The organism is Propionivibrio sp., from assembly GCF_016790145.1.
In the GTDB taxonomy this organism is placed as follows: Bacteria; Pseudomonadota; Gammaproteobacteria; order Burkholderiales; family Rhodocyclaceae; genus Propionivibrio.
On sequence record NZ_JAEUOI010000029.1, the window covers coordinates 1 to 26,963 of the forward strand.

Consider the following 26,963-nt stretch of genomic DNA (forward strand, 5'->3'; position numbering starts at 1 on the left):
GCTATAGGTGCCGCCCTCGCAAGAATCCCCGCTGCACTAATTCTGGTGTTTGGTAGCGCTGCCGTTTGTGGTACAGCGCTGCTTTCGGGTTACGGCAGTATGATTCTTCCGTAGCCGAACCCCAACCCATCATTCCACCGAAGCTGCGCGAAAAACCTCGCAGGCTGGTGAGCTCGAACGTTGGACGTCCTCTTTTTCAACCGAGCCGCTTGCGGTTGATAGGGTGAGTAGGTCTTTTTGACAAGCAGCCGTTCCAGCTCATGGCCACTGATTTTTGCATGGCGATTGTCGAATGGTTGCAATGAACGAATCAGTTGCCGCTCAGGTTGCGGACCCCGATAACCGCTGAGGCCGATGAGCACTCATTGATGACAAAATTGTGAGCGTCAGTAATCCGGGAGCGCTGCTGTCGTTCATTTTGGTAATTTCAGCGAACTGCGAACAACGGCCACCCGATAATCCGGAGTCTACAATTGCGAAGCCGTCAGATTGGTTTCACTCCGTCCACGCGATAATCCGGATTCCCCCATTCTGGTGGCCTGGTCAAATGGAATGTGATTGCAGCAGAGAGTCGAAGTGAAAAAAACCGGCATGCCTGCGAGACTCATGGCGTGGGTTGGCGGCAAATCGAAGCCCGCCAAACCAGCGTTAGCGCTCGAATACGGCGCTATCCCCTGGCTGTTGGCCGCGGCCATGGCTACAGCGGCCCCGCACGTTCTCCATCTCCCCCTCTGGCTGTCGATGCTCGGCGGCAGCATGCTTCTCTGGCGTATCGGGCTATGGCATCTGAACGCCCGCCTGCCCTCGCGCTGGCTGCTGGCGCTGCTGGTACTGGTCGGCGTTGCCGGAATCGGCTGGCAGTTCCGCACCCTGCTCGGCAAGGAGGCGGGCGTTGCCCTGCTCTTCTTCCTGATGGCGCTCAAGCCGATGGAAATGCGCACCAGGCGCGACGCCATGGCGCTTGTCATGCTCGGCTTCTTCCTGCTGCTCACGCATTACTTTTTCTCGCAGAGCATCCCGACCGGCTTGTGGCTGCTCGCTTCGACCACCCTGCTCACGGCGACGCTCATCCGCGTGCACGGCGGCGCCCAGCCGGTGGGCGCCATCGTGCGTTACGCCGGCCTGCTGCTGGCGCAGGCCGCCCCCTTCATGCTGATCATCTTCCTGCTCTTCCCGCGTGTCTCCGGCCCGCTCTGGGGGCTGCCACAGGACGCCTACTCGGGGCTTTCCGGCCTCTCGGAGCAGATGTCGCCGGGCTCGCTGAACAACCTGATCCAGTCCGGCGCCATCGCCTTCCGCGTCCGGTTTTCCGGTGAGGTTCCTGAAAAATCCGATCTCTACTGGCGCGGCCCGGTGTTCGAAGACTACGACGGCCAGACCTGGCGTGCGCGGGTGCGCGATCCACTGAGGCCAGGCCGGCCACCGCTCATCGAGGCGGGCGACAGGAAGGTCAGCTACGTCACCACGCTCGAAGCGCACAACCAGCGCTGGCTGCTGGCGCTCGACCTGCCGCTGGTGCTGCCGGACGATAGCGGCCTTTCACCGACTCTCTCGCCGACGCTTGAAACGCTGGCCAGAGAGCCGGTCCTCAGCCGGGCGCGATTTGCCCTGACCTCGTCTCTCGACTTCGTGGCCAACCGGCAGGAAACCCCGGCCATGCTGCAACAGTCGCTGCGCCTGCCGCCCGGTCTCAATCAACGCAGCCGCGAACTGGCTGAAGCGTGGCGGGAAAAGTTCAAGACCCCCGAACGGATCTCCGGCGCCGCACTGCTCTTCTTCCGGCAGGAAGCCTTCTTCTACACCTTGCGACCGCCGCTGCTCGGCCAGAACGCCGTCGATGACTTCGTCTTTGGCACGCGGCGCGGATTCTGCGAGCACTTCGCCTCGGCCTATGTCGTCCTGATGCGCGCCGCCGGCGTGCCGGCCCGTGTGGTGGCCGGCTATCAGGGCGGTGAGCTCAATCCGGTCGATGGCTACCTCACCGTTCGCCAGTCCGATGCCCATGCCTGGGCCGAGATCTGGCTGGACGACCAGGGCTGGGTTCGCGTCGACCCGACGGCGGCGGTCGCCCCCTCGCGCATCGAAGTCGGCATCGAAGCCGCGCTGCCCGCGGGCGACCCCTTGCCGGCGCTGGTGCGTATCGACAGCGAGTTGCTGCGCGACTTGCGCAACCGCTGGGACGCCGCAAACAATACCTGGAACCAGTGGGTGCTCGGCTACAACCCGCAACGCCAGCGCGAGGTGCTTTCCAGGCTCGGGCTGAACGAACCGGACTGGCGCAACATGACGGCAGCACTGGCGACGCTGTGTGGCATCGCGCTGCTGCTCGTCACCTGGTGGACGCTCCATCAGCGCACCACGACACCACCCGCACAGCGCGCCTGGCAACGCTTCTGCAAGCGGCTCGCCAGGCTGGGAATCGTGCGCGCAGCGTGGGAGGGGCCGCTCGATTTTGCCTCGCGCGTGGCGCGCGAGCGACCGGAACTGGCCGCCCTGACGAGTGAAGCGGCCAGCCATTTCGCAGACCTGCATTACGGCACCGGCAAAGCGGAGCAACTGCAAAAACTCAGGGAATGCACGCGGCGTTTGAAGCCACTTTAGCCGCCGTCATGGCGAAACTGGCTGTTGGCCGGCTGCCAGGTGGGCGCCGTGTCAGGCTATGATCTTGTCACCATGAGAAAATGACGCAATCCGCAAGAAACAAATGGATGCCCGGCAAGTAATTAACGCAATAAACGAGTAAGCTTCAGGTTGATATTTCATAAATTGACTCCAGCAAGCGCCATGGTTTTAATCAGAAACGGCAAAGTCAGTCGCTATACGATACTGGAAGATCTCGGTCACAACGCCTCTGGTACTGTTTTTCGCGTTGATGACCCGGTTAATGAACGGGATGTGGTTCTCCGAGTTTTCGATGCGAATCTTCCCCAGCAGCAGAAAGCAGACTTTCTTCTTCGCTTCTTTGAAGAAGCTCGTGTTCTGGCAAAACTGCATCACCCGAATATCGCTACCATGCTTGACGTAGGTGAAAGTAACGACTCCTACTTCGTTGTCACTGAGTATGTCGTTGGCCGTTCGGTTGATATGCTGCTGGGTGATCGCCTGGTTTCAGCCGAGCAGGCCATCGATATAACCATCCAGGCGGCGGCAGGGCTGGCTTATGCGCACGCCCATGGAATATTTCACGGCGGGCTCAAACCTTCAAAACTCCTGCTGGGTGACGACGGAATTTTGCGCATCACCGACTTCGGTGTTGCTGGCCTAACCGAAACTTCAACCTCACGCATCGGGCTAATTCTATATTCGGCACGCTTCGTCGCGCCGGAACAAATCAAGGGGCAAAACACGGACGCGCGTACTGATCTTTACGCGCTGGGTACCATACTCTATGAAATGGCAACCGGCCAACCGGCATTCGGGCGCAAAGGCGGCCGGATCGATCAAATGATGAAGGAAATCGTTGCCGAACCTCCTGAACGACCGTCGAAGCTCAAGCCCGACCTGCCTGCCGGCCTTGAAACAGTAATTTGCCGTCTATTGGAAAAGACGCCGGATGAACGCTACCAAAGCGCAGAACAATTGATCGCTGATCTACGCGGACTTGCGCCCCTTCCGATAATCCGCTTCCCTTCTTCAAGAGGGGCGGCCTTGTCATCATCGTCATCCATGCCGGCTTCCACGGCGTCACCTTCCCGCCACCGTGGCGGCACGTCCAGTACCGGAGCCATGCCACAGCCAGGTTTATCGATTGACTTTGAAACGAAGCTGATTGCTGATATCGAACTGTTCAAGCAGCGTGGCGACGAGATCCTCGCCAGGGCCAGGGAAAGCGCCCCAGAGACCTTGGAAGTATCAGAAACGTCGATGCGGGCTGCATTTACCTTCCCGACCATCTGCCCTGACCAGTTGGAGAGCCAGTTCAGTGAACCATTGCAACCGTCTAGATTACCGCCAGGAACACTGCTAGCTGACTTGACCAGTGCTGCACGGTATCTGCAAAGAAGGGAAGTGCGCCCCAAACCACTGGATTACGTTGAAGCCGATGCATTAAGTGTTCGTATGCGTCAATTGTTCGATTACCTCAAGGACCTGACGTCTAATCTAAATGTCGTAAAGCCAGCCAATCCCCATGTTTACCGCCTCCTGTCAGTAGGAGAAATCACTGACCTGGCATGGGATCATGGCACGGTGCATTCTCGACCCTACAACAGTGACATCGATGTAAGAATCGAATCGATCACCCTCAATTACACCCTGTCCGCGCCTCATTCGTTCGAGGTCAAGCGAGACATTATCAGCGCTGAATCACTGCGAAACAACCTCAAGGCTGCACAAGCGATATACGAGGAACAAGCCATTTCAGGAAAGCGGGGTGTAGCCAAAGAAACTTTGTTTAGAATCGCTGGAACGATCAAGCTTTCAGCCGATTTCATGTGCGACTACAAGACCGGTTTGGTACAACTCAATCTTTTTAACGTCGAACGCTTTGGGCGTGAACGTTATCGTATTGCCCCGGAAAATCTTACATTCAAGTTCTGCGAAGAGTTTGCTCGGCATATTCTCGGCCAACGCAACTGTTTGGCCGACTTCATTTTCCCGGCAGGATTGATCAAACCACGACAGTAGGCTGAAGAAATATACTTCGCCGGGCGAATCCCGTTGTTGCTGAACACCGCTCACTCTGTTCAAGGGAATGTCCGTGCAGCAGGCCTTGCCGGGAAACGGCCTGGAATACCCGACAGCATCCATCAACTAATTGAATACATGAAGTTTTAAAACGTAAAAGGTGTACAGTAATGTTGTCTTTTACATTGAATGCCTATAGCATCACACGATGTTTCCTTTGCGCCACACGTAACGCATTTATGGCATCTCGTCCTGCACATTCAACAGATCATGAATTTTCTTGCCGCAACCGTGAATGGTTTTCGCAGAACAAACCACAATCATGCTTGCTGGTTCGATCCGCTTCGCAAGAAAAAGCAGGGGCGTGGCTGGGGTTATCTGTTAACCCTCCTGCTGCATTCATCGGTGAGCCCGGTGGCCACGGCGCAAACCTTGCCAGGCGAAATCAACGCTCAGGAATTGCAACGCCAGCAGGAACGCGAGCGCGCCTTGCGCGAGCAACAGGAGCTGACACCTGACGTTCGCCTGCAGTCCGCCGTACCGGTCGAAGCCGTGCGGCTGCCTGAATCCGAAACACCCTGCTTCATCATCAACGAGATCGTTCTCAAAAGCGTTGATCCGTCCTTCGACTGGGCCTTGCCGGCGGCCGATGTGGCGGACGATCCTGCCACTGGGCGTTGCCTTGGCAGCGAGGGCATCAATCTCGTCCTGCGGCGAATCCAGAATGCCATCATTGCGCGTGGTTACGTCACCACCCGCGTACTTGCCGAAGCGCAGGATCTGCGCAGTGGCATCCTTACCCTGACGGTCATTCCGGGGCGTATCCGCGCCATCCGCTTCACCGACGACAGCACTCCCCGTGCCAACGCATTGAACGCACTTCCGGCCCGGCCGGGCGATCTGCTCAATCTGCGTGACATTGAGCAGGCGCTGGAAAACTTCAAGCGCCTGCCCAGCGCCGAGGCGGACATCCAGATCGTGCCGGGCGACGAAGCGGGTGCCAGCGATCTCGTCATTGCCTGGAAACAAGGCTTCCCGCTACGCCTGACGCTTGCCGTCAATGACGGCGGCTTTGACAGTACCGGCAAGTATCAGGGCAGCATCACCGTTGCCGCAGACCACCTGCTGGCGCTCAACGACCTCTTCTACGCCAGCTTCAATCACGACCTCGGTGGCGGCCAGGCGGGAGCGCGCGGAACCCGGGGAAACACCCTGCACTACTCGCTGCCCTGGGAGTACTGGATGCTGGGCGCTACCACCAGCAACTACCGCTATTACCAGTCCGTTGCCGGCGCCAGCCAGACCTATATCTACAGCGGCACCAGCGAAAATTACGAAGTCAGGCTGTCACGCCTGATCCTGCGCGACTCTTCGAGCAAGACCATTGCATCGCTACGCGGCTACCTCATCAATTCCAGAAATTACATCGACGACACCGAGATTGAAGTCCAGCGCCGTCGCATGGCCGGCTGGGAGGTCGCACTGACGCATCACACTTTCATGGCCGAAGCCACGCTCGATCTCAACTTCGCCTATCGGCAGGGCACCGGGGCCTTCTCCGCGTTGCCTGCACCCGAAGAGGCATTAGGCACGGGCAGCGCGCGCCCCACGATACTTACTGCCGAAACCTTGTTCACCCTGCCTTTCCGGCTGGGCGGACAAAGCCTGCGTTATATTAATACCTGGCGGGCGCAGTCAAACAGGACGCCTCTCGTGCCGCTGGATCGCTTTTCCATCGGCGGGCGTTACACCGTACGCGGCTTTGATGGTGAAAGCGTACTCATGGCCGAACGCGGCTGGCTTATTCGCAACGACCTCGGAGTGATACTCGGCGACAGCAGGCAGGAACTCTACCTCGGCCTCGATCATGGGCAGGTTGGTGGCCCGTCGGCCGAACTGCTGGTCGGCAAACGACTGACCGGCGCCGTTCTTGGAATGCGCGGCGGCTACCGGGACCTGAGCTGGGATTTCTTTACCGGCTGGCCGCTGCAAAAGCCGCAGAACTTCAAAACAGCAAATAATGTCGTTGGATTCAATCTCGTCTGGACCTACTGAGCAAGGACTGTCAGGAAATCAAACCGGGGGCCAATCATGATGATCAGAAACCGTTATCGCAACGTTTGCAACCCGCATCGCGACAGGCAGATGGCCCTCGCAAAAATTGCTGGCACATTCGCCAAGGGCATCGGCCTAATCGACCCGGGTTGGGCCGGATACGAACTGATGCCCCTACGTCAACGGGTTCGGCTCAAACCCCTGGCGTTTGGCCTGCTTCTTGCTCTCGGTGCCCCGTTGCTCGGCGTTCCGTTAGCGGATGCCCAGATCGTCGCCTACCGCAATGCCCCTGCCACTCAGCAAGCGACCATCCTCAATGCGGCCAACGGCATCCCCCTGGTCAATATCCAGACCCCCAGCGCGGCCGGTGTTTCACGCAACAGCTACAGCCAGTTCGACGTTCAGCAACCCGGTGCGATTCTCAACAACTCGCCGACCAACGCGCAGACCCAGCTCGGTGGCTGGGTACAGGGAAACCCCTGGCTGGCCGGTGGCAGCGCGCGTGTCATCCTCAACGAAATTTTCTCCGCCAACCCAAGCCAGTTGCTTGGCTATGTCGAAGTCGCCGGAAACAGCGCCCAGGTCATCATTGCCAATCCCGCCGGCATCACCTGCAAGGGTTGCGGCTTCATCAACGCCAGCCGCGCCACCCTCACCACCGGCACCCCGATCTTCAACAACGGCAATCTCGACGGCTACCGCGTCGAAGGTGGCAGCATCCGCATTGAGGGCGCCGGAATGGACACCAGCCGTGCCGGCCACACTGACCTGATCGCCCGCGCCGTTGAAGTCAATGCCGGTCTCTGGGCCAACAGCCTGCGAATCACCACCGGCAGCAACCGGGTCGACGCAGAACACACGCTTGCGACACCTATCGCCGCCAGCGCATCGGCAACGACTCCAGCTTTCGCCATCGATGTCGCCCAGCTCGGCGGCATGTATGCCGGCAAGATCATCCTGGTCGGCACCGAGGCCGGCGTCGGTGTGCGCAACGCCGGCCATATCGGCGCCAGTGCCGGCGAAGTCGTCATCACCGCCGATGGCCGGCTGCTTAACAGCGGCCGCATCGGCAGCGTAGCCCAGACGCAAATCAACGCCAGCCGCGGCATCGACAATAGCGGCACAGTCTATGCGCAGGGCGACGCCGTGCTCACCACGCGTGGCCACATCGACAACAGCGGAGTCATCGCTGCGCAAGGCAACACTGCGCTTTCGGCAAGCGGCGCGGGTAGTCGCATCAGCGGCACTGCGGCCTCGGTGCTGGCCGCCGGCATCAACCTGGACGGGAGTTTCGGCAACAACGCCCGCCTTGATGTCAGCGCCAGCGAGAACGTCGCACTGCATGGACAAAACCTTTCCACTGGCGATCAGTTCATCACGGGCAGCACGCTTGACCTTTCCGACATCAAGGGCAGTTCCCGCAACCTGACCCTGACCGTCGCGAACGGTAGTCTCGACGCACGTCGCGCAATACTCGCCGCCACCGGTACTCTGAGCGCCACCGCCGCGCAGAGCCTGCTGCTCGACAATGCTAGTAGCAGCGCGCAGCAGGTGCAACTGACCGCGCACGACATGTCCAACGTTCACGGCGAACTGGTACAAACCGGGAGCAGCGACACCGCCATCGCCCTGGCGGGGACGCTGAACAACACGCAGGGGCGGCTGGCCAGCAATGGCCGAAACTTCATTCTCTCGGCACAAGGCATCGACAATACCGAGGGCAGCATCGTGCATGCCGGCGACGGAAGCCTCGGCATCCATACCAACACGTTCACCAGCACGCGCGGCAGCCTGGGCAGCAACGGTCTGCTCGACCTTGTTGCGAGTACGTTCATGCTTGACGCGGGCTCGGCTGTCGCCAGGCTCATTCGCATTGATGTGGCGACGCTCTCCAGCCGGGGAGGTGAAATTGCACAGACCGGAACCGGCAACACATTGATCAATGTCAGCGGCGCTTACTTGAATGACAACGGCACTCTGACCAGCAAAGGTCATACTTCACTGACGCTTGGTCGACTCGAAAATCGGGGTGGAACCCTGTCAGCCAGCGGCGGTGCCAATCTCACGCTGAACGCCAGCGGCCTGCTCGAAAATGCTGGCGGATTCATTGGCGCCGATGGCGAGGTACAGCTTGCCGCGCAGGCTATAGGCAACCACCAGGGGCGGATCACGGCGGGGCAGTCGCTACAGGCCACGACCAGCCAGGGTATCGACAACACCCAGGGCCTGCTGGCTGCCAATGGCAACCTGGACCTGCACTCTGCGAGCCTCGATAACTCCCTGGGCACGATAGGCTCGGTGCACGGGAAGGTGATGGCCGACGCGGGTACCGGCAGGCTTGCCAACCCTGCCGGACGCATCGAAGCGGCACAGGACATCACCCTCGCCGGGACCGGCCTGAGCAATACCGATGGCGTCATCACCGGGCAAAACCTGCGGCTCGACAGCCGCTCACAGTCACTCGACAACAGTCGGGGTACCCTGGCCAGCGCCGGTACGCTTGAACTGCACAGCGGAACGCTGAGCAATGACGTCGGCCTGATCCAGGCGATCGGCGCGCTGACCATCAACACCCACGGCCAGACGCTGAGCAATACCAATTCTGGCGCCGGTGGCGGCATTCTTGGCCAGAGCACCGTGACGCTCACGACGGGCGACCTGGCTAACGTCGCCGGCATTATTGGCGCCAAAGGTGTGCTCGACATCAGCAGTTCGGCCATCGCCAACACCGCCGGCGCCAGTCTGAGCAGCGAACAGGACATCCGGATAAATGGTACGAGCCTGGACAACCGGGGCGGACAGATTCAGGCGCTCGGCTCAACCGGCCTGCAGATCGGCGCTACGGTCGATAACACGTCCAGCCTGATCCGGGCCGGCCAGACTCTCGATATGACAGCAGGGCGCATCATCAACAGCACCACCCACGGCATCAATCAGGGAATCGAAGGCCGGTCTGTGAACCTCGGCGCCAGCGAGATCGACAACAGCAACGGCGCCCTGCGCGCCAGCCAGACGCTGACGCTGACCAGCGGTGGCACGATCAACAACAGCGGTGGCCTCATCTCCTCCGCGCAGACACTGCAAATCGTCGACCCGCAGGCCGCGCCGACGAGCAACTCGGCGAGCAAGACCCTTGCCGTCTCCAACAGCGGCGGCCTGCTGATAGCCGACCAGTTGCTCAGCCTGGACAGCGCCAGCCTGAGTGGCGACGGGTCGGTACTCGGTCAGGGTAACTTGAGCATCAAACTCATTTCCGACTTCACGCATACCGGCCAGTTTGCCGCCAACGGCAACGCCACGCTTGAAACCACCGGTACCCTGACCAACCGCGCCCGCATGCAGGCCGGCAACAGCCTCAGGCTGAGGGCCGCTACCCTGAACAACGAAACCAGCGGCGAAATCGTGGCCGGAACGCTTCATCTCAACGCCACGGCTGCCCACACCCTGACCAATCGCGGCCTGATCGACGGACAGGACACATTCATCGACACCCCCACTCTCAACAACCTCGGCAGCGGTCGCATCTACGGCGACCATGTTGCCATTGCCGCCACCACCCTGAACAACGACGCAGATCACAGCGTTGCCCCGGTTATCGCCGCCAGAACCAGGCTCGACATTGGTGCACAAACCATCAACAACCGTGAACACGCGCTCCTCTTCAGTGCAGGCGACCTGGCCATCGGCGGCGCGCTGGATGTCAACCATCAAGCCACCGGCCAGGCGGGATCGCTCGATAATATCAGTGCCAGCATTGAAGCCCTTGGTACTCTGTCGATCGATGTCGTCACCCTGAACAACAAGCGCAGCACTTTCGGAGTCAGGCGTGACTTTCTCGACACGCAGACGGCGTACAGCCAGCGCTGTGACAATCCACCGAGTTGCACTTACATCTCGTATATCACCGACCAGACCACGCGCTACCAGGATATTGTCACCAGCGCCGCGACAGCGGCGAGCATTCGGGTCGGTGGCCACACCAGCCTGAACGCGACGAATCTGGTCAACGAATACAGCAGCATTGAGGCCGGCGGCAACTTCAACCTGACCGGCAGCACGCTCACCAACCAGGGTGCCGAACTCTATCTGCAAACCGACCTGATTCATAGCGAACACCTCATCCACTGGGGAGACCGCGACCACGGCACCACAATCACAGCCAGCAGCAGCAGTACGCTGACCGGCACCGTACCGGCCATCATCAGCGCCGGCGGAACCTTGACTGGAACCTATACCGGGCGAATTGACAACCTGACCCTGCGCCAGAATACCGCCCCCATCACGACGCCTTCGGGCACAACAATCCTTGCACTCAACACTGGCAGCGTCAGCCAGGGCGCCACGGCGGCCAATGCCGCGAGCACCGCTATCGGCAACGGGCAAACGATGTCGCTGCTCACCCAGGTCAACGCCGTGAGCGCCAACAGCGGTAGCGGCCCGGCAACGGTCATCCGCACCGTTACTCCGAGCACCACTCTGCCCGACAATAGCCTGTTCCTCAGCAACCCCAGCCCGACGGGACATTACCTGATTGAAACCGACCCGCGCTTTGCCGGCTACCGCCAGTGGCTGACCAGCGACTACCTGCTGCAGGCGCTCGCGCTCGACCCGGACACCCTGCAGAAGCGCCTGGGTGACGGTTTCTACGAACAGCGGCTGATCAATGAACAGGTTGCCCAACTCACGGGCCGCCGTTATCTGGCCAATTACCAGAATGACGAAGCCCAATACCGCGCCATGATGGATGCCGGCGTGACCTATGCCCAAGCCTGGAACCTCATCCCCGGCATCGCGCTGAGCGCCGCCCAGATGGCGGCGCTGACCACCGACATCGTCTGGCTCGTCGAAAAGGACGTGACCCTGACCAACGGCCAGACCAGCAAGGCCCTCGTCCCGCAAGTCTATGCCCGGCTCAGGGACGGCGACCTGACACCCTCCGGCGCCCTGCTCGCCGGCAACGACATCCAGTTCAGCCTGGCCGGCGACCTCACCAACAGCGGCAACATTGCCGGCCGGCAGATCGTTGCGCTCACCGCCGAGAACATCAGGAACCTGGGTGGGCGCATCAGAGGGCAGGAGGCCCTGCTTGCCGCGCGCAGCGATCTCTCCAGCATCGGTGGCGTGATCGAAGCGCAGAATCGTCTGCTGGTCACGGCCGGTCACGACCTTACCCTGGCCAGCCGAAGCGTCGATCTCGACGACCGACAGAACGGCAGCGTAAATACCGTCAAGCGGACGGTCATCGACCGCGTCGCCGGGCTATATGTCACCAACCCCGGCGGCACGCTGGTCGCAAGCGCCGGCAACGATATGCGCCTGCTCGCCGCCCGCATCAGCAACGCCGCTGCGGACGGCCGCACCACGCTGATTGCCGGCAACGACCTCGAACTGGGCAGCGTACGTGAAACCAGCCTGGCCAACACCGCCGGCAAACAGACTCGGCGCAGCGAAGCGAGAAGCACCGAGGTCGGCAGCACCCTCCAGACCGGCGGCGACCTGCGCCTGGAGGCCGGAAACGACCTCAACGCCCGCGCCGCCAGCGTGACCAGCAGCGAAGGTGCGCTTACCGTACGTGCCGGTCACGACATCAACATCGACGCCGGTGAAGCCACCCATGACATGGACTACCAGCGAAAGAGCACGAAGAGCGGTTTCCTGAGTTCCACGACCAAAGTCCGGCGCGACACGCTGAGCGAAACCACCACCCTGGCCAGCACCTTCAGCGGCGACACGACCACCCTGCTGGCCGGTAATGACCTCCGGATCAAGGGCAGCAACGTCGTCGCCACCCGTGACACCACGCTCATCGCCGGCCACAACCTGAGCATAGAAGCGGCCAGCGAAACCTTCAACGAGACTCACTTCAGGAGCGAGAAAACGTCCGGTCTGTTCACCTCCGGCGGCGCCGGCTTCACTATCGGCAGCAAGCAGATGAGCACCGACCAGAAAACCTGGGGCAGCGCTGCGTTCGCCAGCACCATCGGCAGCACCGAGGGCAACGTTATCATGCAGGCCGGCAACGCCTACTGGCAGGTTGGCAGCGACGTCATCACGCCGCAAGGCAGTATCGACATCCGCGCAAAAACGCTCGACATTGTCGAGGCGCGCGAGACGCGCAGCAGCGTCTTCGAAAGCAAGGCCAAACAATCCGGCCTGAGCATCGCCATCACCAGCCCGATCATCACCGCCGTGCAGACCGCGCAGCAGATGAGCCAGGCGGCGGGCGATACAAAAGACTCGCGCATGCAGGTTCTGGCGGCGGCGAGCAGCGCACTCTCGGCAAAGAATGCCCTCGACGCCATCAAGACCGGTCAGGGCACGACCATTGACGGCAAAGCCAATCAGATGCCGGTCGTCGACGACGCTGGCATGGTCATCGGCAGCCGCGACGCCACCGCTGCCGAGCAGATCGGCGGCGTGAACCTGAGCATCAGCATCGGCAGTTCCAAGAGCAGCAGCAAGACGACGCAATCCAGCGACAGCGCCGCCGGATCGAATCTGATCGCCGGCCAGGACATCCGCCTCACCGCCAGCGGCGCCGGGCCGGACAGCGATCTCACCGTGCAGGGTTCGCACCTTGCCGCGGTCAATAACGTCACGCTCAAGGCCGACGACGAGATCAGGCTGCTCGCTGCTGTCAACACCGCCACGCAGCACAGCACCAGCAAGAGCAGCAGCGCCAGCGTCGGCTTCTCGATCGGCAGCGACGGCCTGCTCTTCAACGTCGGCGCCAGTGGCGGGCGCGGAAGGGCTGATGGATCGGACACCACCTGGAGCAACAGCCGCGTCGAGGCCGGCCAGATCCTCACGCTCGAAGCGGGCGGCGATGCCACGCTGCGCGGAGCATTGGCCAGCGGTCAGCAGGTCATCGCCAAAGTCGGCACTTCAGGCCAAGGCAAGCTGCTGATCGAAAGCCTGCAGGACACCAGAAATTACAACAGCAAGCAACAAAGTGCCGGCTTCAGCCTCTCTGTCGGCCCCGGCAAGATGAGTGGCAGTGTCAGTGCCAGCCAGAGCAAGGTGAACAGCGACTTCGCCAGCGTTGCCGAACAATCCGGTCTCAAGGCCGGCGATGGCGGCTTCCAGGTCGAGGTCAAAGGCGATACCGACCTCAAGGGCGCGGTAATCGCCAGCACGCAGTCCGCCGTCGACAACAACAAAAACACCTTCAGCACCGACGGTACGCTGACCCTCTCGGACATCCAGAACCGGGCCAGCTACAGCGCCAGGAGCGAGAGCGTGAACCTCGGTACCGGCCTTTCCTTCGACGGCAAGCTCGTTCCCGGCGGCACCAGTGCCGGTTTCGGCCAGGACAGCGGCAAGGCCGGCAGTACAACGCGGGCCGGGATCTCCGGCATGGCCGGGAACACGGCGGTGAGAAGCGGCGATGCGAAAACCGGGATCAAACCTATCTTCGATCCGCAAAAGGTGCAGAAGGACATCGATGCGCAGGTGAAGATTACGCAGCAATTTGGACAGTTGGCCCCGAAAGCCGCCGCCGACTTTGCCGTGAGCCGGAGTAATGCCCTGAAGGATCAGGCCGGGCAGGAAAGCGATGTCGTCAAGCGTGCAGCACTTTACGCTGAAGCCAAACTATGGGACGAAGGCGGCGCCTACCGTGTCGCCCTGCATGCCGCCATTGGCGGACTGGCCGGAGGAGCGAGCGGCGCGCTGGGCGCCGGGGCGGTGGCCAGTGCCGCGCCGTTGCTCAACGAGTTGCAGGATAGCGTTACGCAAGCGCTGATGGCGGCGGGCGCCAGCAATGCGGTCGCCAAGGCCGCCGGGCAACTGGTGGCGCTCGGCACTGCCACCGGGCTGGGGGCGGCGGTAAGTGGCGGCAGTATTGCCGGCGCGGCTTCGGGGCTGAATGTGGATGCGAATAATCGGCAGTTGCATCCGCTGGAAATCGACCTCATCAAGGCACGAGCCAAGGGCTTCGCTGACCGCATGACCTTGGCGGGCGAAGCGATGAGCGAGGCTCAGGCCATTAAAATTCTTGCTGAGAACGCTGCTGATCTGGTGGACATCCGTGATCAGGCCACACCGAATGGCAGTAATGCCTATGTGAATTCGCAAGCCAAGCAATTCCTGCAACTGATTTCTCTGGAGGCGGGTAGCTTCACGGATACACGTGGCCTGCAGATCAAGTTCTTTACAGTCGAAACGGCCAGCGGTCAGAAACTCAATTCGGATTATTACAACAGCAAGCTTTATTCCGAAGCTTACAACAGCAAGGCTTACCAGGATTTCGCCTATGCCAACCTGAATCGCAACCTGCTCGGTGACAAACCTACTCCGGAAGCATTACGTACTTACATCGACCGGGAGAGCGACCAGAACAAGCGCGTCATGGCTGCAGCCATGCTGCTGGCTGGTACAGGCGGTACCGCGCTGGCCGTCAAGATCGCTCCCCGCCTGCTTGCGGCAGGACAGGAATTCGTTCAGGCTTGCGCCGCCAATCCGGTGGCGTGCATGAACCAGCTCGGCATCACAGCAGCGGATTTTGCCGCTGGCGAGGCGCTACCGCTTGGACTCGGTGTCGGCACGGCTAATGTTCTCGCAAACAAGCTGTTCGACAAGGCAAGGCCGGGGGAGATCGAGCAGATCGCTGTCCGTCTGGCAAAATACACTCCGGACGAACTGTTGGCGGTCAACGGCGCTATGCAGTTCAAGGATGGCAACCGCAACAGCGCCGATACGGTGAATGCCTTGCTGGAACTGACGAATGGCGCGACTGCGCCCTACATGCCGGGAACACAAGTGCGCGATGTGATAGTCGGGGTTGGCCAGAAGCTCTATGTGGTGGAGAATGCCAGCGCCGCCGGCCCCGGCGGCTGGGCGTCACCGCGCATTTTCACCGACCTGAACGAAGCAAGAAGGGAAATGGCTTTGTTGCCGGAGTGGAAAAATCAGCAGGAACTCGTTGTAAATGGTGTGCCAACTCTCGATAACCTTGTTATCCGTGAGTACTCGGTCAAGCAGCCTCTGCCCACGCGACAGGGCATGGCCGGACCGCAGGAGGAATATTTCAGGAACGCTGCCGGGCAGAACGTGCTGATTGGGCAAAGCTATCCGGGGGGAGGGAAACAGGTGGAGTTGTTGATTGATGTTTGGAAAGACGCCAGCAAGCCAACTGCTGAATGGCGCAAGTATCTGGATCGCAACCTGACGCCTATTCCTTGGGGTCTTGCTGAGCGTGGGAGGTGATTAGATGCTGGAAGAAATTGCTTACTCAAACCTTGCTGGCGAATTAGTTGTGCTTCCAAAGCTATGGATGCAAGCCGATCCGGATTTTGTTCATGCACATGCTTGGTGGCAAGGTGGTTACGGACTTTGCTGGAAGTATAAAGGCCAACAAATCCAGCTATTCGCAGGTATTCCTCTCTCAGCATTTCCGACTCCAATGGGTGATGGAGTCCTTATCATTGATGCGCCTGGAATGGATGCGCCCGACAACGCCGCCATCTACAACGCCGACGGCAGCCTGCGGTTCCGCCTGAAAGCCCCCAAACCCTTGTCTCGTCATTGGCCGGGATACGTGCATACACCGGAGCAGATAGAAAAACGTCCCCCCGAAGGGTTTTGGCAGGTTGGTTGGGGGTGTGGCGATGGAATTACCGACTTCAGTCGACCTTGGATGTGGGCCAACATCGGCCTTCACTGCGATGTTTATGAACGACGCTACTTCGACCCGAAAACTGGCGAGTTCGATCTGGAGCATTACAGTACGGCGCGGCGATAATGAACGCTCACACCCACTACATCGTCTTTACTTCCATCGTGGCTGCCTGGTGGCGGTCGCCGAAAATGCTGAGTGCCATTGAGTCAGCTTCGAATTCTTTTTTTTGAGAAATTCAATGCGATGCTGCCTTTTATTTTATTATTCTCTTTTCGCTGGAAGGCCCGGAGGTAAGGTCTTCCACATCCGCTCGCGGATTTTCAGCGATGCCGAATGCACTGAATTGGCCGAAGAGGACGCGCAACGCTGAGCATCGGCGCGAAGCACCGTTAACGGCACGCTGCCGATAGGCAAGACATGATCTCCCTATAGCCTTCCGGCTTCCAGAAAACTGAAGTATCCGGTTCGGTTGAAGATAATGTGGTCGAGCAGAACGATGCCTACGATCTCACCCGCCGCTTTGATCTGTGCGGTGACGTCGATGTCGCTGGGCGAGGGTTCGAGGCCGCCGCTGGGGTGATTGTGGGCGACGATGACGGCGGAGGCGCGGTCTGCAAGTGCGTCGGCGAAGACTTCGCGCGGATGCACGGGGCTGCGATCGATCAGGCCAATGGATACCACGCGGATGTTCAGAATCTCGTTTGCGCCGTTGATGCTGGCACAAAGGAAATGCTCCTGCTTGCGGTCGGCGTAGTGGCGGACGTGGGGCAGCAGGTCGGCAGGAGTCTCAATCTTCGCACCTTCCGGCTTGATGCGGCGGCGGGCGAACTCGATGGCTGCGAGGATCAAGGTCGCCTTGGCATCACCGACGCCCGCAAACTGCGAAAGGTCTTCGGCTTTCACGTCCAGACCCTTCTCGTCAATGAGCCGCGCCAGCTTGGAGGCCAGCGTCATCACGTCCATGCCGGGCGTGCCCTTTCCAATCAGCACGGCCAGTAGTTCCTGGTCGCTCAGCGCCTTTGCCCCTTTGCGCAGGAGTTTCTCGCGTGGCCGGTCGGCTTCGGGAATATCGCGGATGGTCTTGCTCATGGTCTCAGGCAGCGAGGGACAAATGGGTCTGGATGACGGTCACGGCCATGATATCGAATATGCCGCCGGCGTCGGTGTATTTCGGGTCGGCGAGATCTTCATAACGAGCGCGTGCATCGTAGCTCGTCTGAATGTCGCCGTTGACCTGTCCGCGATACGGTCCTTCGAGATAAATTTGGTCGTCGCGGTGCGCCTGGACGGTGCTGCGGATGGCCGGGTCGGCGATCTTCTCTTCCGTCACCTGTCTGATATAGAGCGCTTCCTCGTCGGTGATGTCGAACTTGGCGAGAATCTGCGCGATCATGTCCTGGATGGACGATTTGACCGGCACCGGGCCGGCGCCGCCTTTTCCTTTGCCCGGCTGGAGCTTCACCGGGCCGCCGCTGGTCGTCACGCCCTGATACTGCACCGCCGCCTTGGTGACCACGGTGGCGCGAATCTGCTTCATCAGGTCGGACACCGTTCCGGCTTTGACGAGCTGCGGACCGACCCATTCAGCGAAGGTGACGAACTCCTGAATCGCTGGCGGGTAAGTGAAGAAACAGGTGAGGAAATGGAAACTCTTCACGAAGCGGGCCAGCAGATAGACGAAGGCCTTGCGCTCTTCCCAATCGGTGAGCTTCGCCTGAAAGCGCGTGCGCAGCCCGTTCACCTGGAATTGCACCTGCGCATCTGTCCCGCTCTTGAGTAACGTGAGAAGGTCGGCGGCGTCCTTCTGGGTGAACACGCCAGCGGCGAGAATCTCCGCGTGCAGTTTCGGGCAGGTCTCTCGATCCGGTTCCTCCGGCTCGAACGGCGTGCCCTTGCGATACTTGGCGAAGGCTTTGAGGATTTGCTTCGCGTTGTTGGTGAAGTCCACGACCACGACATCCTTTTTGCCGTGGTGGCAGCGATTCAGCCGCGAAACCGTCTGCACGGCGTTGCGATCCAGCACCGGCTTGTCGAGGAACATGCCGGCGAGCAAGGGCTGGTCGAAGCCGGTCTGAAATTTGTTCGCCACCACCATGAGCCGGTAGTCGTCGCCCTCGAAGCGGTCTTCGATCAATTCGCCCTGCTGTAACTCGTTCACGGCGTATTCGCTGATGGCCGCGTTCGTCTCCGGGTGCACAAAGTCCGAAAACGCATAGAGCGCCTTGTAGTCGGCACCGCGCTCCTTGAGCTTCTCCTTGACGATGTTGAAATAGCGCAGCCCGGCCACGCGCGACGAGGTAACGATCATCGCCTTGGCGCGACCGCCGATGAGCGGCTTCACGTCCTTCTCGAAGATGCGCAGCATCACCTCGGCCTTGTACTGGATCAGCCCGTCGTCCTGAAACGCCACGTTCTGGAGCGCCCTGGACACCACGCCCTTGGGATAGAGTTTTTCCTCTTCCGCCGGCGGAAAAATCGGGCAATGCAGGTTGTAGAGCGTCTTGTAGGAGATGATGCTCGCCGCCACGTCGACGATGTAGCCCTCGGCGATGGCTTCCGCCTCGGTGTAGCTGTCGAACGGCTTGCCGAACATCGACACGGTGGCCGGTGCCGGCGTCGCGGTGAAAGCGACGAACAACTGATTCAGGTCATGCTCGCGGATGACCCTGGCGATCTGCTCTTCGGGATCCTCTTCGGGTGCCTCGGTGTCTGGTTCGCCCTCCTTGCGGAACGGCAGGCGGATGGCCGCGCCCATCTGGCCCTCCTGCGAGCGGTGGGCTTCATCGATCAGGAACGCTACCCGCAGCTTCTTCAACTCCGGGTTCTTCTGAATTTCCTCCAGCACCCAGGCAAATTTTTGCTGCGTGGTGACGATGATCGATTTCCGCTGTTTCATGAAGCGCGGCAGGTCGTCGGCCTTCCTGGCGATACCGACCACGCCCGCCAGGTGGGTGAACTTGTCGATGTCCTCGCGGATGTTGGTGTCGAGCGATTTGCGATCGGTGAGAATGAAGGTGATGTCCACCAGCTTCTCGTTGGTGCCGGGCTTGAACAGGCTGTGCAGCCGGTCGGCCAGCCAGCAGATCGAGAGCGTCTTGCCGCTGCCGGCGGAATGGTCGGCCAGATACTTTTTGCCGATGTCGCCCGCCGTGGCGAAGTGGGCCGCGATGTCATCGGCCACCCGCCGCACCAGGCGGCATTGGTGATAGCGCGGAAAGATGGTCGAGGCCAGGCGCGCCGGTTTGTCGTCCTCGGCTTCACGCTCTGGCACGCGGACGAGAAAGAACGACAGCGCTTCCAGCAAGTGCTCCTGCGACAACACCTCGCGGTAGAGAAATTCGACCGGGTACTCATCGGCATTCGTCGGCGTATTGGTCAGCCCCATGTTGTGCCAGCGGAAGTTCTCCTCCTTGCGCGGGTCGGTGGCGGCCATCGCATCGCTGGTATCGGCAGCGAGATACAGAAAGGGATGCTGAAAAATCCTCCGCGTGTGATCGCGAGCCACGAACTGCGCCACGGCGTCATGCACGTTCTGGTTGGCCTCGTGCTTCAGTTCCAGCGCCACGATGGGCAGGCCGTTGAGGTAGATGACAAAATCGATCTCGTGGTTCGCGCCGCCGAAGTAGAAATGCGGGCGAAAGGTGATGCGGTTCTCGGCATACTTGGCCGCAGCGGTACTCGCGGCGGAGCGCGGCTTGGGGTAGAAAAGCCGGAACTCCAGCCCGCGCACTTTCAGTCCCTGCCGGAACAGCATCCACAGCGGCGTGTGCTCCAGCTCCTTGCGTAGCGCCTTGAAGACTTCCTCGCGTGCATCGGTGCCGTAATCGTCCGCCAGCTTTTTCAACGTGTCGGCCTGCGTGGCGGTGAGGAAGGCCCAGAGCTGGTCTTCGGCGATGAAATGCTCGGTGTCGGTGATGTCGGACTGTTCGAGCACGGCATACCTGTGCTCGCGGACGAGGTAATCCGCGATGTGCTGCTGAAAGATCAGCTCCGGGGGCTTTTTCTTTTTACTCATGATCAGGGAGCTTCGAGTTTCAGCCGGGCGCGGGCCAGCGCGACGGCTTCGTGCAGTTTGCGCTCCATTTCCGCTTTCGGCAGAGCCTCAGTCCAATACGAAGATACTTGAATGCCGCTTCGTTCCAGGTTCAGGAGTTCGATCGTTTCCTGCCGTTTGCCGGCGCACAAGATCAGGCCGATGGGGGTTTCCTCACCCGGTTTGCGCTCATAGCGGTCCAGCCAGCCGAGGTAGAGTTCCATCTGGCCTTTGTCGCCCGGCTTGAAGTCTCCCAGCTTCAGCTCCACCGCCACCAGCCGCCGCAGATTGCGGTGGTAGAAAAGCAGGTCCAGGTAGTGATCCACGCCATCCACGGTGACGCGCTTCTGTCGTTCCAGGAAGGCGAAGCCCACGCCCAGTTCAAGGATGAAGGACTCCATCTCGCGCAGGATCGCTGTCTCCAGATCCTTCTCGGCGTACGTGTCCTTCAGCCCCAGAAAGTCGAGGAAGTAAGGGTCACGAAAGACCAGGTCGGGCGTCAGCTTGTCTTCTTCGCGGAGTTGCTTGAGTTCCATCTCCACCAGCTTGGCCGGCTTTTTCGAGAGGGCGGTGCGCTCGAAGAGCATCCCGCCTATTTTCTTCTCCAGCGTGCGGGTGCTCCAGCGCTCAATGCGGCACATCTCGGCGTAGAAGTCGCGCTTGAGCGGGTCTTCGAGGTAAAGGATCGCCATGAAGTGAGTCCAGCTCAATTGTCCAGTCAGTGACTGGACAATCTTTAGATCGGGAAACAGCTCTGCAAATCGCACCATTTGAAACAGATTGGTCCGGCTCCAGCCGCGACCGAACTCTGTCGTCAATTGTCCAGCCACTGCCTGCACAATCTTCTTTCCATACTCTGCCCGCTTCTCTTTCAGCAGATCCTCGCGGATTCGGGTGCCGATATGCCAGTAGAGAACCGTCAACCCGGAGTTCACCGTGCGGGCCACCTGCTCCCGCGCACCTGCGATCATTTGCCGCAGGTCGGTCAGCAAGGGGTCAGACGGGACTCGCTTCGCTGCCGGTCTGGTCAAAGCGGCTTTCGTCACGGTGGGTTGGCGCGGTTTGGTGCTCATGCGGTCGGGGGCGGTAAAGACGGTTCTTTGGTCAGTATAGCCGCTCGTTCCTGAATGGCACGTACCTCCGCCTCGGTGATCCGCCGCTGACCGGTGACGCATTCGTGAATCAGTGATTTGCGGTAGGCGGTAAGGGTGGCGATTTGGGTTTCGATGGCTGCTTTCACATCGTTGCATTCCTTTGTGCGTCGCCCGATTTCCGCGCATACCTCTGTCTGCTCGTCCCGCGGCGGTATAACCACTCGCAGCCGCTTCAACTCGGATGAGTTGAATGTCTTATTAACTTTGTCCTTCGCGCCGGAGAAAAACCCAGCGTCTTTCAAGATGCCCAAGTAGCTGCGTAGGAAGAAAGGATCCATGTGCCGACCGCAGCGGATGCGAAGCAGAAACGAGACGTGGGCGACCTCGCCCTCCATATCGAAGAAGGCCGTCTTACCGACGTGGTATTGGCTGCCGTTCCGCCAGTTGAAAAGCAGGTCGCCTCGGCGCAGGTAGTCGGCTTTCGTCAGCTCGGCAGGGTCAATGTAGTATTCGTCTTCAAGATCGAGGTTGCCGTCGATAGTGAGGTTGCTGACGGTTAAAATGCGCACGCCGTCTCCAACAGATTGGCCTTTCTCCAGTTGTAGCGTGATCCCGTAGTTGACCTCGCAGGCATAGCGTATCTGCTTCACGTCCCAATGCGCAGGAATGCGGCCAATGGATTCGATACCGGAGTCTTTGAGTGGTAGTCCAGGACGGAGCCCGTCTGACAAGACTTGGTGCGCGGCGGATTTGCGAATCTCATCGAGGGTTTCGAGTTGGCGGCGTTTGGCGGCCACCGCTGCGTCAATCGCCGCGCAACTCGCATCCAGATACGCCGCGATGCGCTGTTGCTCTGGCAGCGGCGGGAGAAACAGCCGCGTATCTTTCAAAAAGCGCGAGGACACACGCTTTTGACCAGCCGCTCCGATCATATTGTCCGCTGCGTAGGCCCGGTAAATGGGATTAAATGTTGCGTAATACAGGAACTGGCCATCGACCTTGTTCCCCGCTCGAAGCACATGAAATTCGGTGCTCCCAAAGGCGTAGCGTGTTGGCAGTTGCCGCACGAATGCCCCTTTGCCGTTTTCCATGCACGGAGTAATCTTCGCGAAGAGAACATCTCCCTTTTCAAAGAGGGGCAGGCCCGTCGAAATGTTCTCTAGCGGCTGCTGATTGGTCACGTCAATTGCGCCATCGTTGGAAAGCAATTCCATCGGCACGACGGTGCAAGGGTCATCGGATGCAGGCCGTGTCCCGGAGTAGTTCGGCGACAAGGCGGCCACGTTGCGAATGCGGCTGCGCTGCCAGTCGCGTGGCATCTTGTCGAGCCAGAGGTCATTTGATGTGACAGAGTTCATCTCCCTCCATCCAATTCTACCCGCACCACATCGGCGAGCTGTTTGGCAGTCGGCAGTTTCCCTTTCAATTCACCCGGCAGTTTCGACTTCAATTCATAGGCGGCGACGCCTATGGGGTTGGTCTTGGAGCGCAGCGCATACTCGACTTCCACGTCGTCCTTTTCCGCGCAGAGGATAATGCCGATGGAAGGCTGGTCGTCGGGGCCGCGTTCCTTGTCGTTGAGCAGGTTGAGGTAGAAATCCATCTTCCCCGCGTGTTCCGGTTCGAAAGCGCCGACCTTGAGGTCGAAGGCGACCAGCGCCTTGAGGAAGCGGTGGTAGAAGAGCAGGTCGATGAAATACTCCTTTTCGCCCAGCGCCAGTCGGTATTGGCGCCCGACGAAGCAGAAGCCATAACCAAGTTCGAGCAGGAAGGCTTGCAGGCGGGAGACCAGGCGGTCTTCCAGCTCCCGCTCCTTCACGGCCCGTTTCAGGCCGAGGAACTCCAGGTTATAGGGGCTCTTGAGCATCTCATCCGCCTGCTCGGCGAGGTATTCCGGCATGGCCAGCGGAAAGTTGTGGGCCTTCTTCTCGGTCACCGCCCGTTCGTAGGCGCTGGCCTTGATCTGATTGAGCAGGACATTTCGCGACCAACCGAATTGCGCTGTGGCACGCAAGTACCAAATACGGGCGGCAGGTGATTTGATTTTTTTTAATGATTTCAATATGATGCCCCCAAGGAATTGGACAAAGCAATTCTGGCACAAGCTGTGCCAGAAATTGACCCTGGTCGATGACGACGAGCTGCTCAGAGGTTCCCGAGACCGCCTGCCTCGGATTGTTGCTATCAGACCTTTTGATTTCTGGCGCAACCTGTGCCAGAAACTCGGGCGACGTGTATTCGAGATAGAGTTGTCGCATCCGCCAGAGGTTGAAGGACGAAAAACCGGTCGTTCCCGGAAATGCCTCCTGGAGATCCTTGGCCACCAGCTCAACGACCGATTCGCCCCAGCCCAGCGTCTGCTGCTTCTCCACAATCCCCCGCCCGATGTCCCAGTAAAGCAGAATGGCCTCATGGGTAATGGCCCGAGCCGCTGATATGCGGGCTGAGAGTACCCTGGATTTCAGTTCCTCGATGAACCGCCGGTAGTCGGCATTGCTCGTCAGGTTGGTATCCGCCGGCATTTTCATTTCGCAAGGCCCTCCAGCATCTTCTCCGCCTCCTTCTCCAGCCTCCAGAACTCCGCGAGCAAGTCTTTCGCGGGCGTCGGCGGCTGGTAGCGGTAGAAGTATTTGTTGGGCAGGATTTCGTAGCCGAGGATCGTCTTGCCGTCTTTCTTGGTCTCCTCCCAGCGGATGATCGGCTTGGCGATTTCGCGTTTCAGGAAGGCGGCGATGTCCTCGCCGTGCGGGATGTATTCGTTGTCCTGTACATAGTGGCGGTGCGTCCATTCGACGGCGAGCGTTTCATCGGCGTCGGCCAGGGCCTGCTTGAATTTCCTGGCGGCATTGTCCTTTGCTGTGACGGTGAACTCGACGGTCTTCTCCTTGCCCTTCGCCTTCAACCGCACGCGGAAGCTCAGGTCACTTTCGTGGAAGCCCTGCTCCTTTGTCACGCTCGCGGCGGTAAAAGCCTTCTCGTAAGGCTCGCTGACGATAGCGGGCTGATCGTGCTCATCGGTCTGCCAGAAGACGACACTGACCTTGTGGTAGGCGAAGTCTTCGCGCGGGAAGATTTTGACCTGCTCGTCGGCGTAGCCCTTGGCCCAACCTTTGGTGTAGCGCTCTTCGATCCAGGCGCGATGCGCATCGGTGATGCGGTGGCGTTTGTTGCCGAAGGACTTCGGTTCTTTCTCATACTGCTGGCGGGAGTCGATGAGCATCACGCGGCCCTGGTGGCTGGAGGGCTTGTCGTTGCGCAGCAGCCAGATGTAGGTGAAGATGCCGGTGTTGTAGAAAAGCTGGTCGGGCAGCATGACGATGGCGTCGAGCCAGTCGTTCTCCAGAATCCAGCGGCGGATCTCGCTCTCGCCGGAGCCGCAGTCGCCATTGGAGAGGGGCGAGCCATCGAAGATGATGGCGATGCGGCTACCGCTGTCACCCGCGTCGGGCGGCGCCATCTTGGCCAGCATGGTTTGCAGAAAGAGCAGCGCGCCGTCATTGACGCGCGGCATCCCGGCCTTGTAGCGCGTCTTCTCCAGCTTGCGCGCTTCCTTTTCGTAGCCGTCCTTGCCGCCCCAGGTGACGCCGAAGGGCGGATTGCTCAACATGCGGTTGAAGCGCCACTTGGGCTCCGGCCACTGGTCGCCCGGCTCCTTGCTGTGCGGTTCGTGCGGGATGAGCGAATTGCCGAGGCGGACGGTGGCCTGCCGGTCGTTCTTGATGAGGAGGTCGGCCTGACAGACGGCGTAGTTCGTCGGGGAAAGCTCTTGTCCGTGCACGGTAACGTATTTCTCCACCCGTGCCTTTTCCTCCGGTGTGTTGGCGCGCTCGAGCAGGTGTTCCTTGGCCACGGACAACATGCCGCCGGTGCCGCTGGCGGGGTCGTAGATAGAGAGATGCTTGTCCGGGATGGGAATATCGAGCAACTCGACCATCAAGCGAACGACTTCGCGCGGCGTGAAGTGCTCCCCGGCCTCGTCACCGCTTTGTTCCGAAAAGCGCCGGAGCAACTCCTCGTATATGTAGCCCATTTCCAGCCCGGAGAGCTGGTCAGGGCCGAGCGCGAGTTCCTTGTATTGGTTCAGGATCGGGGCCAGCCGGTTGTTCTTGACCATCAGGCCGATGGTGGCGCGGTAATTGAAGTGCTCGATGATATCGTCAACGTTCTGCGAGAAGCCGTTGATGTAGGCGCGGAAGTTCTCCTCCAGCAGCGCGTGGTCTTCCTCATAGACCGAGCGCAGTGTCCAGTCGGTGGTGTTGGAGAACGGGCACTGCTTGGGATTCAGTTCCAGTTCCTTGACCAGCTTGGCGAGATCTTTCCCGGTGAGCTTCGGCCGGTTCTTCAAGACTTCGGCAGCCTTCTTCGCCCGCCAGTCAATCAGCACGCATTCCAGGCGTCGGATGACGATGATGGGCAGGATGACACTCTGGTACTCGTAGGACTTGAACTTGCCGCGTAGCCGTTCGGCCGATTTCCAGATGTCTGACGCGAGATTGTCGAGCTTGGGTTTGTTGAGCGAGAGAGCCATTAACCTTCCTGTATATTTTTAATTCGAAAGCGAGAGATTCTTGCTGTGAACTGACCCCAATTTTCTGGACACGGTTTTAAACTCAGATCGACTTGCGTATGGAATATATCTGAAGGGTTTCGATGGGTGATTATTTTCAAAGCTTCAAATTCGTTCAACAACAAAAACATAGGCGATGTTGGGCTCCTTTGATGCTTTGATGACCTGCGAGATCTACACCTCGCTCGAAGTGAAGGCCGCAGGTTCGATGGTCAAACCGGATAGCGCTGGATTGTATTCCGTGCATACTCAATCACCTTGGGCACTGCGGCCAGCAGCACCGGGGTCATTGCCGCTACTGCGGTATAGATCTCCCGCATTTTTTCGGTGGCGTATTCATGGGCAATCAGGTTTCTCAATTCTCGGATCCTGATCAGTTCGGAGGCGTTAGCCCAGGCACGTTTTTCTGCGCGATAAATCCGGTCGAGTATGCTGCCGCCACCGGTCAATTCGATCTCGTCGACCAGGCGGAAGATGCGTTGAATCAGCAAACCGGCCAACCGGGTAAAACGACTTGTCAGTGATTCAAGGCGTTCGAGCTGCTCTGGCGGCAATGCGTCCTGGCCAATCAGATTGCTGCATCGCTGCATGGAATACTCAAGGTAACCGGCGGCGAGTTGAAGCCCTGCCAGTTCCGCTTGCAGCAGTTCAATTTTCTCCCGTGTCATAAACGCACACCCTCTTTCATGACCATTCGCGTAAAAGGCTGGGTGGTATCGGGGTATACCGCGATGTCGATCTTGCGTTCGCCCAGTCGAAGGGGCAGTTGCGCAAGAATATCCAGCTTTGTCATCAGGTTGATTTTTTTGGAAAGCACCAACAAGTCAATATCGCCCCCTTTGGCGGTATCGTCCACGCGCGAGCCAAACAGGTAAATCAACGCGTCGGCATCCGCCTGATAAATGGCATCGCTGATGGCTGACTGTTCTTCATTGGCTAAACGCATTTGATCCTCTGCCGAGTTCCAGA

14 protein-coding genes are annotated in these 26,963 nt (G+C 59.7%); 5 read left to right on the forward strand and 9 right to left on the reverse strand.

The window, feature by feature from the left end:
- Window positions 1–591: 591 nt before the first annotated feature.
- From JNM42_RS03320 to JNM42_RS03340, 5 genes are all read left to right on the forward strand, one after another.
- Window positions 592–2,601 (forward strand): DUF3488 and transglutaminase-like domain-containing protein, encoded by a 2,010-nt coding sequence (locus JNM42_RS03320; protein ID WP_294266131.1) that lies wholly within the window; start codon window positions 592–594, stop codon window positions 2,599–2,601.
- Between the two features lie 183 nt (window positions 2,602–2,784).
- Complete coding sequence (locus tag JNM42_RS03325; protein ID WP_294266133.1) at window positions 2,785–4,626, forward strand: serine/threonine-protein kinase; 1,842 nt, start codon at window positions 2,785–2,787, stop codon at window positions 4,624–4,626.
- Between the two features lie 270 nt (window positions 4,627–4,896).
- On the forward strand, window positions 4,897–6,681 hold the full coding sequence (locus tag JNM42_RS03330) for a ShlB/FhaC/HecB family hemolysin secretion/activation protein (RefSeq protein WP_294266137.1): 1,785 nt from the start codon (window positions 4,897–4,899) through the stop codon (window positions 6,679–6,681).
- Between the two features lie 36 nt (window positions 6,682–6,717).
- Window positions 6,718–15,888, forward strand: coding sequence for a hemagglutinin repeat-containing protein (locus JNM42_RS03335; RefSeq protein WP_294266141.1), 9,171 nt, complete (start codon window positions 6,718–6,720; stop codon window positions 15,886–15,888).
- A gap of 4 nt (window positions 15,889–15,892) precedes the next feature.
- The gene (locus JNM42_RS03340) at window positions 15,893–16,423 is read left to right on the forward strand and encodes a hypothetical protein (protein WP_294266144.1); all 531 of its coding nucleotides are present in this window, start codon (window positions 15,893–15,895) and stop codon (window positions 16,421–16,423) included.
- 303 nt (window positions 16,424–16,726) lie between these two features.
- On the opposite strand, the gene radC is transcribed toward JNM42_RS03340, so the two are convergent.
- From radC to JNM42_RS03385, 9 genes are all read right to left on the reverse strand, one after another.
- Window positions 16,727–17,389, reverse strand: coding sequence for a DNA repair protein RadC (radC, locus tag JNM42_RS03345; protein WP_294266147.1), 663 nt, complete (start codon window positions 17,387–17,389; stop codon window positions 16,727–16,729).
- 4 nt (window positions 17,390–17,393) lie between these two features.
- Window positions 17,394–20,315, reverse strand: coding sequence for a DEAD/DEAH box helicase family protein (locus JNM42_RS03350; RefSeq protein WP_294266150.1), 2,922 nt, complete (start codon window positions 20,313–20,315; stop codon window positions 17,394–17,396).
- Between the two features lie 2 nt (window positions 20,316–20,317).
- Window positions 20,318–21,406 (reverse strand): PDDEXK nuclease domain-containing protein, encoded by a 1,089-nt coding sequence (locus tag JNM42_RS03355; protein WP_294266153.1) that lies wholly within the window; start codon window positions 21,404–21,406, stop codon window positions 20,318–20,320.
- Complete coding sequence (locus JNM42_RS03360) at window positions 21,403–22,785, reverse strand: restriction endonuclease subunit S (RefSeq protein ID WP_294266156.1); 1,383 nt, start codon at window positions 22,783–22,785, stop codon at window positions 21,403–21,405. The genes JNM42_RS03355 and JNM42_RS03360 overlap by 4 nt, the downstream gene beginning before the upstream one ends.
- A complete protein-coding gene (locus JNM42_RS03365) occupies window positions 22,782–23,363 on the reverse strand; it encodes a DUF1016 domain-containing protein (RefSeq protein WP_294266160.1) in 582 nt (193 codons plus the stop codon). Before JNM42_RS03365 ends, JNM42_RS03360 begins: the two co-directional genes overlap by 4 nt.
- Window positions 23,296–23,955 carry a DUF1016 N-terminal domain-containing protein gene (locus JNM42_RS03370; protein ID WP_294266163.1) on the reverse strand — a complete coding sequence of 220 codons (660 nt, stop codon included), beginning with the start codon at window positions 23,953–23,955 and terminating at the stop codon, window positions 23,296–23,298. The genes JNM42_RS03365 and JNM42_RS03370 overlap by 68 nt, the downstream gene beginning before the upstream one ends.
- On the reverse strand, window positions 23,952–25,955 hold the full coding sequence (locus JNM42_RS03375; RefSeq protein ID WP_294266165.1) for a type I restriction-modification system subunit M: 2,004 nt from the start codon (window positions 25,953–25,955) through the stop codon (window positions 23,952–23,954). The genes JNM42_RS03370 and JNM42_RS03375 overlap by 4 nt, the downstream gene beginning before the upstream one ends.
- A gap of 251 nt (window positions 25,956–26,206) precedes the next feature.
- Complete coding sequence (locus JNM42_RS03380; RefSeq protein WP_294266168.1) at window positions 26,207–26,662, reverse strand: hypothetical protein; 456 nt, start codon at window positions 26,660–26,662, stop codon at window positions 26,207–26,209.
- Window positions 26,659–26,963 (reverse strand): nucleotidyltransferase domain-containing protein (locus JNM42_RS03385; protein ID WP_294266170.1); only part of this gene is annotated, 305 nt, incomplete at its 5' end. The genes JNM42_RS03385 and JNM42_RS03380, both read right to left, overlap by 4 nt.

Excerpts from the sequence above, each read along its gene's own strand:
- JNM42_RS03335 (WP_294266141.1), top strand. The coding sequence starts at position 6,718 with ATGATGATCAGAAACCGTTATCGCAACGTTTGCAACCCGCATCGCGAC.
- JNM42_RS03370 (WP_294266163.1), bottom strand. The coding sequence starts at position 23,955 with ATGAAAATGCCGGCGGATACCAACCTGACGAGCAATGCCGACTACCGG.
- JNM42_RS03320 (WP_294266131.1), top strand. The coding sequence starts at position 592 with ATGCCTGCGAGACTCATGGCGTGGGTTGGCGGCAAATCGAAGCCCGCC.
- JNM42_RS03375 (WP_294266165.1), bottom strand. The coding sequence starts at position 25,955 with ATGGCTCTCTCGCTCAACAAACCCAAGCTCGACAATCTCGCGTCAGAC.
- JNM42_RS03340 (WP_294266144.1), top strand. The coding sequence starts at position 15,893 with ATGCTGGAAGAAATTGCTTACTCAAACCTTGCTGGCGAATTAGTTGTG.
- JNM42_RS03380 (WP_294266168.1), bottom strand. The coding sequence starts at position 26,662 with ATGACACGGGAGAAAATTGAACTGCTGCAAGCGGAACTGGCAGGGCTT.
- JNM42_RS03355 (WP_294266153.1), bottom strand. The coding sequence starts at position 21,406 with ATGAGCACCAAACCGCGCCAACCCACCGTGACGAAAGCCGCTTTGACC.
- JNM42_RS03360 (WP_294266156.1), bottom strand. The coding sequence starts at position 22,785 with ATGAACTCTGTCACATCAAATGACCTCTGGCTCGACAAGATGCCACGC.
- JNM42_RS03325 (WP_294266133.1), top strand. The coding sequence starts at position 2,785 with ATGGTTTTAATCAGAAACGGCAAAGTCAGTCGCTATACGATACTGGAA.
- JNM42_RS03330 (WP_294266137.1), top strand. The coding sequence starts at position 4,897 with ATGAATTTTCTTGCCGCAACCGTGAATGGTTTTCGCAGAACAAACCAC.
- JNM42_RS03350 (WP_294266150.1), bottom strand. The coding sequence starts at position 20,315 with ATGAGTAAAAAGAAAAAGCCCCCGGAGCTGATCTTTCAGCAGCACATC.
- radC (WP_294266147.1), bottom strand. The coding sequence starts at position 17,389 with ATGAGCAAGACCATCCGCGATATTCCCGAAGCCGACCGGCCACGCGAG.